Raw genomic sequence first — 7,731 nt, forward strand, 5'->3', positions numbered from 1 at the left:
GGTTGAAGTTGTTAACTACGGATGGAGCTTCTTCAAATAAAATCAGAAAGTAGAATTCTTAGTCAGTCGAAGGCTTGAATGGAATCACCTCAAGATTGACGATTCTTGAAAAATCGCCTTCTTCAATTCGTAACCCTTGCTTTATAACTAGATTTTTTTGCCGTTGTGCCTGATAAATTGCGGCGCGTAGCTCTACGAGCAAGCCTTGGCGCACCATTTTAAATAAGTTGAGACTCGCTTTCCCAGGTACAAGTTTTAGGTAGAGATCGATTTCTCCCCGAAGTTGCAGCACCTCCATCTTGTTGTTGATTACTACACCCACTGGGGCATAGCGATTCAAGATCAGTTGATCGGTTTTTCTATCTAAATCAAACTCCTCTGATGGATTCTCATTGGTCAGCTTAGGTTCCTCTACTTTTGCTACTGGATAATTGCTGGTAACGAACGAAAGAATTGGACGATTTACAGTTAGCTTCTTGGCATAAATTTTATACTTTTTGTCAATCAGAGTAAACAACTCCGAATATTTACCTGTGCTTTCTGAAGTCCCTAGCAGCAGAAAGCCTGTCGGGTTGAGACTGTAATGAAAGACGGGCAGTATCCGTTTTTGCAACGTTTCGTCCAAGTAAATCAGTACATTCCGACAGCTAACTAAATCTAAGTTAGAAAAAGGCGGGTCACTGCTCAAGTCTTGTCGGGCAAACACACACACTTCGCGGACAGCTTTGCTAATTTGATATCCACCGCCTTCAATGGCATTAAAAAATCTGCGGCGGCGCTCTGGTGAAACCTCCACCATTTGATTCTCTGGATAAATGCCTGATCTGGCTTTCTCAATCGCTATCTCACTGATATCTGTGGCAAAAATCTGGATCGGCGGCGGGGTTACTTTATCTGACAAAAACTCCAGCAAACAGATGGCGATCGAATACACTTCTTCGCCCGTGGAACACCCCGCCACCCAAATCCGAATCGGCAACTCTAACGATTTGTTTTTCGTGATGGTGGGAAAGACTTGCTGTTTCAACACTTCAAATGCTTCGGGATCGCGGAAAAAATAGGTGACGTGGATCAGAATTTCTTCATAGAGGGCCTTGACTTCACTCGGATTCTTTTGCAAATACTCGGCATAATCCTCTAACTCTTCTAGTTTATACAACAGCATTCGGCGCTGGATTCGGCGATCGAGGGTGTTGGGCTTGTAGTGGCTGAAGTCAACGCCAGTTACCGATCGCAACAACACAAATATAGTCGCCAGGGCATCTCCTTCTTCGGGCAACTTCTCAACCGCGATCGGTGGCAATGAGTCAGAAATCAAAGGATTGCGACTGAGGTTTACCAGTTCTTGGGCGATTTTTTGAGGCGGCAATACAAAATCAACATTCCCTGTGGCAACAGCAGTATTGGGCATACTATCGAATTTTGCCGTGTCTTCACACTGAGCAAAAGTCACGCCTCCAGCTGCTTTGATTGCCTTCAGCCCCAGTGCACCGTCTCCATCCGCTCCAGATAAAATTACTGCGATCGCTTTGTTCCCTCGATCTGCTGCCAATGAACTAAAGAACGCATCAGCTGGCATATATTTCCCCTGAATTTTCTCTCGCGGCGTGAGTTCCAACACCCCACCAGACACAATCATCTTAGTGTTAGGGGGAATAATGTAGACTTGGTTTGGTTCTACAGTCACGCCGTCTTGCACTTCACTGACAGGCATTTGAGTTGTTCTTGCCAAAATCTCGCTCAACAGACTCTTGTGGTTAGGGTCTAAGTGTTGAATCAGCACAAATGCCATCCCTGTATCGGTAAGCAAATATTTGAGCAACTGCGTAAATGCCTCTAATCCACCCGCAGAGGCGGCAATGCCAACGATGGGAAATAAAGTATCTGTATTGTCTTGCTGTTCTACGTCGAACGCTTCATTAGCGGTAGATTCAGATACAGGTTGCTCAGAGGGTTGATCGGATGTCATAGGATGAAGTCTAGCACTGCAATGGTTTGGCAGGTCAGGTTTATATTTTAGGTCAGTTTACTTACTTGCCTTGTATTTTAATAATAGTTTAAATACAAATCACATAAACAATCTAAAAGGATGTTTGAAAAGTGTCGTATAGCACATTAAATTCTGACTTCTTACCCCCCAACCCCCCGATATATTGGGGGGCTTTAAGAGACTATTCCCCCCATTTACAAGGGGGAGCCACTGCGCCCTTGCGGCTCTGCCGACAGCCAAGCAAGTGGCGTGGGTTAGGGGGGGTATTTAGACACTTTGGGTAACAAATATAGCTTTTCAAACACCCTCTAAGTTTCCTAAATCCAAGTCAGTGCCAATAAATAAGAAGCTAGAATAAATGCAATACCAATGATTCCGCTACTCAAAAGCAAAACTAATTGAGTTAAAATATACATTTGATAACTTCTGAGATTAATTTTATCGTTTATCAAATTTATTAGTAGCATTTTAAAAAAAATTATCTCCACCAATAAATGATCCATATCATTACTTGTCAAAAGTTAGACTACTATATCTATCTAAGACATTAATTAAAGCTAGTACCGCAAGGCGGAATTCAAAATTCAAAACTTGTACTGAGCTTGTCCTGAGCGTAGCCGAAGTATTCAAAACTTGTACTGAGCAAGTCGTTGTATTCAAACAGGTATACAGTATAAGCGTTTCATTGATTTGGAATGGTGAGGCAGTCGCTCAAAGGGGGTTCCCCCCATGAGGAACTGCCGAACCCGTTAGCGCAGCGTTAGCGAGTCTTCTCCCAAGGGGAGACGCTAAGAGCGAACGAGCGTCAGGGGTGGTTTATTTACGCCGTGACGTACTAGTTAGCATGAGGATGAGGATTATTAGCAATTGCTAAAATGCCAAGCACAGCAACGAAATCATCAATAACTACGGGTTTAGCAAAGCATAGACTAAACCCAGCTAAAAGAGCATGTTGATACATATCTTCTGTTACAGTGCTTGTCAGAGCGATCGCTGGTACTACTTTGCCTTGCTCTCCCGTAAGTGTTCTCACTTGGTGAATCAGAGCATAGCCATCCTCATTTGGCGTGGAAATATCACTTAAGAGGACATCAGGTTGCCATTGCACAAATATTTCCAGAGCTTGCTCTTTTAAAAATGCCGCTTGCACGCTCACGCCATAGGATTGCAACATTGGCGTCAACGAATTGCAGAAATTGACATCATTATCTACAAGGAGTACTCGCAGCCCTTCTAGAAATGAAGGATTAGTAAGAAATTTATTATTTATATGCATCAAAGTTTCAAAATTGAGGTTTTCTTGAGCTTTAGAATGTCTTTAAGCAGTACATTTCTTGTGCTTGCTTGAAGTTCAATAAACGTCTCATCAGTAAGCATGAACGGGGTATTACCTTTGAAATGATCTACTCCCTTAGCAGCTTTAATTGCAGCATCGCCAATATCAACTATTTATTTGATACGTAAAAATAATTTTTGTTAACAATTTTTACTTTAACATCCTATTGTTATAGCTGATGTTTTAGATAGTGTATAACTTGTATATTTTGTATAAATTTAGCAAGAATTTTTATGATAAAAAACATTCAAATTATTCTGATGCCCAGTAACTACTGATGAGAAGGAGTCAGAAGACAGAATTCAGAATTCAGAATACCCCAGCAGTCAAGTCAGGGGTAACAGTCACGGAAAGAATTTTTTCTTCTCCACAATTAAAATCGGGGGCTTTAAACCTCGATTCTCCATCCAGTCGCACAGAATCCATGCTGGATTCTGGCTCCTGAATTCTGAATTCTTCTTCGGTAACAATTATTAATTATGTCTAAAGACGTAAAGTTTTTATATCCTTCAGTAGTAGTTAAAACAATTTCCAATAATATAGGACTTACGCAAAAATCGCCCAAAAGCTTAATTTATCGAACCGCCAAGACGCCAAGAACGCCAAGAATTCGTAGAGCGTGCGTAAGTCCTATAATAGACAGTTGGTTCTTTTCTAACGTTGGCTGGCTGAGTGTCGTGAGTGCCAAAGTAACGTAACCACTCAAAGCAATACTATCAAATCCAACTAGGCTCAAACTTCGCGGTACTTGCAAGGAGTCTTGAATTCTGCCTCCATTTCAATAACTTAACTTTTCTTAAGAAAAATATGATTAAGCAGTCTATGATTATTATCCTAATGGGTGTATCCGGTTCTGGCAAAACCACTATAGGAAAACTGCTAGCAGAATCGTTACAATGGGAGTTTAGCGATGCTGATGCTTTCCACTCACTAGAGAACGTTGAGAAAATGCGGCAGGGTATCCCTCTAAGTGAAGCTGACAGGATGCCTTGGTTACAAGATTTACAAACAGCCATAAAACATTGGCTGCAAGAAAATAAAAATGTGGTGCTGGCGTGTTCTGCTTTAAAAGACAGCTATCGACAATTTTTGGTATTGGATAGCGATGGCTCCGCCAACGCCAAGGGCGAACGCATCAAGCTAGTTTACCTCAAAGGGTCTTATGAGTTAATTCAAATGCGGTTGCAAGAGCGTAGCAATCATTACATGAGCGAAAAACTGCTCAACAGCCAGTTTTATACTCTTGAAGAACCATTACATACCATATCTATGGATGTTGCACAACCACCCCAGGTGATTGTTCAAAACATTAGAACAGCTTTGGAAATCTAGCTTATTGCTTTGCTATTTGTCTATGGTATTAGTGGATTGCTGGCAGGTTTAGCAGGAATCATGAGTGCCAGCCGTCTTTATAGTGCTAGCGGCATCTTAGGTCAAGGTTACGAATTAGATGCGATCGCTGCTGTTATTCTAGGTGGAACCAGCTTTACAGGCGGTATTGGTACCATTGGCGGCACACTTTTAGGTGCATTAATCATTGCTATTCTCAACAACGGTTTAACCTTGTTGAACCTATCTTACTTCTGGCAACTAGTCGTCAAAGGACTAGTAATTATTTTGGCAGTTGTGATTGATAGACTCCGCAGACGTTCCAGACGGTAAAGAATTTCTTTGGGAATTGGGCATTGGGCATGGGGCATGGGGCATGGGGCATTGAGAATAGGGGATGAGTCTTTGAACTCCATTAATGGGTCTTTGAACTCCATTAATGGGTCTTTGAACTCCATTAATGGGTCTTTGAACTCCATTAATGAGTCTTTGAACTCCATTAATGAGTCTTTGAACTCCATTAATGAGTCTTTGAACTCCATTAATGAGTCTTTGAACTCCATTAATGAGCCTTTGAACTCCATTAATGAGTCTTTGAACTCCATTAATGAGTCTTTGCTCTCTACTCTCCTGCTCCCTGTTCCCCACTCCCTCATCTCCCTCATCTCCCTCATCCCCCCAATGCCCCATGCCCCATGCCCAATCTTGTTGTCCGTCAAGAGCAAGATAACGCTTACCATATCGAAGCATTCTATCGTTACCGCCTGAATGATAATATCTCAGTTACTCCTGGTTTTTGGATGATTCTCAACCCGGAAAACGACAGCAGAAATGATACGCAGTATGTGGGTGTAATTCGTACAACCTTTGATTTTTAACCTATCACAACTAATTTACCGGACATGATCTTACAGAATTCTTGAATTTTGAATTTTAAATTTTGAATTTTGAATTCGGAGCGAAGCGACGTGACCATTTACTTTTATAAGGTTTGGCAGCCTTATGGCTGTTTTTCTAACTTTTCTCCCCACGGAATCCATATCCAGGGTACTTACTGGCCAACGGTTGAGCATTATTATCAAGCGCAAAAATTTGTTGGCAGCACAGATGCGGCAATTATACCGCTTATCCATGCTGCCGCTACCCCAGAAGAAGCTGCCACGTTGGGAAGATGTAGCACTCGCCAACTCCGTCGAGACTGGGATTTGGTCAAAACTGAAATTATGCGAGAAGCTGTACTCAAAAAGTTTATCACTCATATTGATATTAGAGAAGTTCTTTTGAAGACTGGCGATGAGATTTTGGTTGAAAACTCCCCAACCGATTCTTTTTGGGGCTGTGGTGCTAATAGAGCAGGTCTTAACCATCTCGGTAAAACCCTCATGAGTGTGCGTGAAGAAATCCGTAACTTACTATCTTTAACGGTAATTTACGAATAATTTAATCAAAATATAGGAATCATATTTGATTTTTGAAATTATTTGCGTAGTCCGGGAGTGGGGAGTAGGGAGTAGGGAATAGGGCTGTAGGGTTTTCGAGTTGTACGGAATTTTTTCATAAATCAAATCGTAGTCCTATAGCAAGAAACATATTCATCTTAATCCCAATCTCTTTTTCAGTTCTGCCTCTACTTGCTCACCACCTTTTACCACTACCCCAGGCTTTTCTCTCATCAACGATAAAAAATGCTGAAACGCCTCTTCATCCTGGGGATGACTTTTGATGTACTCTCTTAATTCTTGATAGGAAAGATTTAAATAATCGCTCATCTTATTAGCACCTCGCCACTACTAAGGATTTCTACTTCTATTGTCTGACTTACTAATATGGCTATTCGGTTATTTCTTTTATCGTATCGGGTTAATTCTATTGTTTGTAAAAGTTCACTAGCTCTCACACAGAAGTCAAAAAACGCTCTCAATTGCTCAATTGTTGGCTCCATACATTCCACATTAACGATATAGCAATACTTTCAGCCGTTTACATACTTAAGCATCCACCAAAACCACCTACATCACCCACTTTATCCACCTACCCACCTACCGCACCCACCAACACCCACCAAAATGTATTTTATGTTACGTTTTTTTCTTTAGCCATTCACTTATTAATTGTTCTAAAACTTCACTAATTTCTACTTCTTCAGCTTTGCAAGTAACACGAAATTTAAGAGCTAATTCTTTAGGTATGTAACCACTTATTTGGGCATATTCGCTATTTCTACTCGTACTAAGACTCATATTATACTAATTAACTGATGTCCCACGTATCTGGGACTTTTGCAAGAGGTCTATTGAAAGCGACGGGAAACTCCATCCCGCAAGTGGCGTGGACGAGGTTGTTCCCCCCGTCGCTTGGACCAAGCAGGGCATTGCCCAAACAGCTAGTTTCTTCCCCATGCCCCATACTTCGGCTTACCTCGGCTTCGCTACCTCGACTTCGCTCGGCACAAGTCGCGGTTCCTGAACGTAGTCGAAGGGGACAGTACAAGTGCCCTATTCCCCATGCCCAAAAACTCTAGAGAGCAAGTGGCGTGGCTTAGTTTAATTACGAATTACGAATTACGTTAGCGTAGCGGGGCGTAGCCCATTACGAATTGCGAATTGGTTTCATTCCCCGATCGCTTCTCCCCATTCTTTTATTACAGAAAATAGTGATGAGTAATCATCATCAGCAAATGACATTTTCACGGCTGTTTGCAAGATTTGCCGAACACCTTTAATACTGCTAAGATCCAAACTCCGAGATTTCGCTTCCGAGATAAATAATTCTGTATCTTTGAGCAAGTGTTTTGTGGGGAAATTCGGATCAGCATAATTGCCATCCAACATCCGTTGCGCCCCGAGGTATATGCCCGGGCCTTGAGCCATTCGAGCCGGGTCCTGCCGCTGGACACCGCTCCCAGGATGCTGCTGCTGCGCACGGCAGGCAGCGAGATGGGGCGCCTGCTGCGCGAGGCGTACGCCAGTCTGTGCCGCGGCCTGGAGCAAAAGGGGGTGGAGCCCTTGTCGTTCCGGGCCGTGCCCACCCCCGCCAGCCCGGCGCCCGCGCGCGATCCGTTCGGCCAGGTGCTGGG

Annotated in this window: 9 protein-coding genes and 1 pseudogene; 6 read left to right on the forward strand and 4 right to left on the reverse strand. The window is 42.7% G+C overall.

Annotation, left to right across the window (positions count from 1 at the left end):
- Positions 1-58: 58 nt before the first annotated feature.
- A complete protein-coding gene (locus LC574_RS17135) occupies positions 59-1,969 on the reverse strand; it encodes a chemotaxis protein CheB (RefSeq protein ID WP_229454624.1) in 1,911 nt (636 codons plus the stop codon).
- A gap of 856 nt (positions 1,970-2,825) precedes the next feature.
- Positions 2,826-3,266 carry a response regulator gene (locus LC574_RS17140; protein ID WP_267871573.1) on the reverse strand — a complete coding sequence of 147 codons (441 nt, stop codon included), beginning with the start codon at positions 3,264-3,266 and terminating at the stop codon, positions 2,826-2,828.
- Between the two features lie 882 nt (positions 3,267-4,148).
- Between LC574_RS17140 and LC574_RS17145 the strand changes: the two genes are divergently transcribed.
- The 5 genes from LC574_RS17145 to LC574_RS17165 all read left to right on the forward strand — a co-directional run bounded on the left by LC574_RS17145 (position 4,149) and on the right by LC574_RS17165 (position 6,094).
- Positions 4,149-4,658, forward strand: coding sequence for a gluconokinase (locus tag LC574_RS17145; protein ID WP_229454626.1), 510 nt, complete (start codon positions 4,149-4,151; stop codon positions 4,656-4,658).
- 9 nt (positions 4,659-4,667) lie between these two features.
- The gene (locus tag LC574_RS17150; protein WP_229454627.1) at positions 4,668-4,988 is read left to right on the forward strand and encodes a hypothetical protein; all 321 of its coding nucleotides are present in this window, start codon (positions 4,668-4,670) and stop codon (positions 4,986-4,988) included.
- Positions 4,989-5,024: 36 nt separating this feature from the next.
- Complete coding sequence (locus tag LC574_RS17155) at positions 5,025-5,423, forward strand: hypothetical protein (protein WP_229454628.1); 399 nt, start codon at positions 5,025-5,027, stop codon at positions 5,421-5,423.
- Positions 5,351-5,533, forward strand: coding sequence for a carbohydrate porin (locus LC574_RS17160; RefSeq protein ID WP_229454629.1), 183 nt, complete (start codon positions 5,351-5,353; stop codon positions 5,531-5,533). Before LC574_RS17155 ends, LC574_RS17160 begins: the two co-directional genes overlap by 73 nt.
- Positions 5,534-5,623: 90 nt before the next feature.
- On the forward strand, positions 5,624-6,094 hold the full coding sequence (locus tag LC574_RS17165; RefSeq protein ID WP_229454630.1) for an N-glycosidase: 471 nt from the start codon (positions 5,624-5,626) through the stop codon (positions 6,092-6,094).
- A 153-nt stretch (positions 6,095-6,247) separates the two neighbouring features.
- Here the strand turns inward: LC574_RS17165 and LC574_RS17170 are convergent, their stop codons facing one another.
- Positions 6,248-6,424, reverse strand: a complete 177-nt coding sequence (locus tag LC574_RS17170) for a hypothetical protein (RefSeq protein ID WP_229454631.1) — start codon at positions 6,422-6,424, stop codon at positions 6,248-6,250.
- A gap of 559 nt (positions 6,425-6,983) precedes the next feature.
- On the opposite strand from LC574_RS17170, the gene LC574_RS17175 reads away from it, so the two are divergent.
- On the forward strand, positions 6,984-7,121 hold the full coding sequence (locus LC574_RS17175) for a hypothetical protein (RefSeq protein WP_229454632.1): 138 nt from the start codon (positions 6,984-6,986) through the stop codon (positions 7,119-7,121).
- 143 nt (positions 7,122-7,264) lie between these two features.
- Here LC574_RS17175 and LC574_RS17180 read toward each other — a convergent pair.
- A pseudogene (locus LC574_RS17180) lies at positions 7,265-7,492 on the reverse strand (NAD(P)-dependent oxidoreductase); the annotation flags it as partial.
- Positions 7,493-7,731 lie beyond the last annotated feature (239 nt).

The organism is Nostoc sp. CHAB 5715 (assembly GCF_020829685.1).
GTDB lineage: Bacteria > Cyanobacteriota > Cyanobacteriia > Cyanobacteriales > Nostocaceae > Nostoc.

Excerpts from the sequence above, each read along its gene's own strand:
- LC574_RS17135 (WP_229454624.1), bottom strand. The coding sequence starts at position 1,969 with ATGACATCCGATCAACCCTCTGAGCAACCTGTATCTGAATCTACCGCT.
- LC574_RS17140 (WP_267871573.1), bottom strand. The coding sequence starts at position 3,266 with ATGCATATAAATAATAAATTTCTTACTAATCCTTCATTTCTAGAAGGG.
- LC574_RS17145 (WP_229454626.1), top strand. The coding sequence starts at position 4,149 with ATGATTATTATCCTAATGGGTGTATCCGGTTCTGGCAAAACCACTATA.
- LC574_RS17155 (WP_229454628.1), top strand. The coding sequence starts at position 5,025 with ATGGGGCATGGGGCATTGAGAATAGGGGATGAGTCTTTGAACTCCATT.
- LC574_RS17160 (WP_229454629.1), top strand. The coding sequence starts at position 5,351 with ATGCCCAATCTTGTTGTCCGTCAAGAGCAAGATAACGCTTACCATATC.
- LC574_RS17170 (WP_229454631.1), bottom strand. The coding sequence starts at position 6,424 with ATGAGCGATTATTTAAATCTTTCCTATCAAGAATTAAGAGAGTACATC.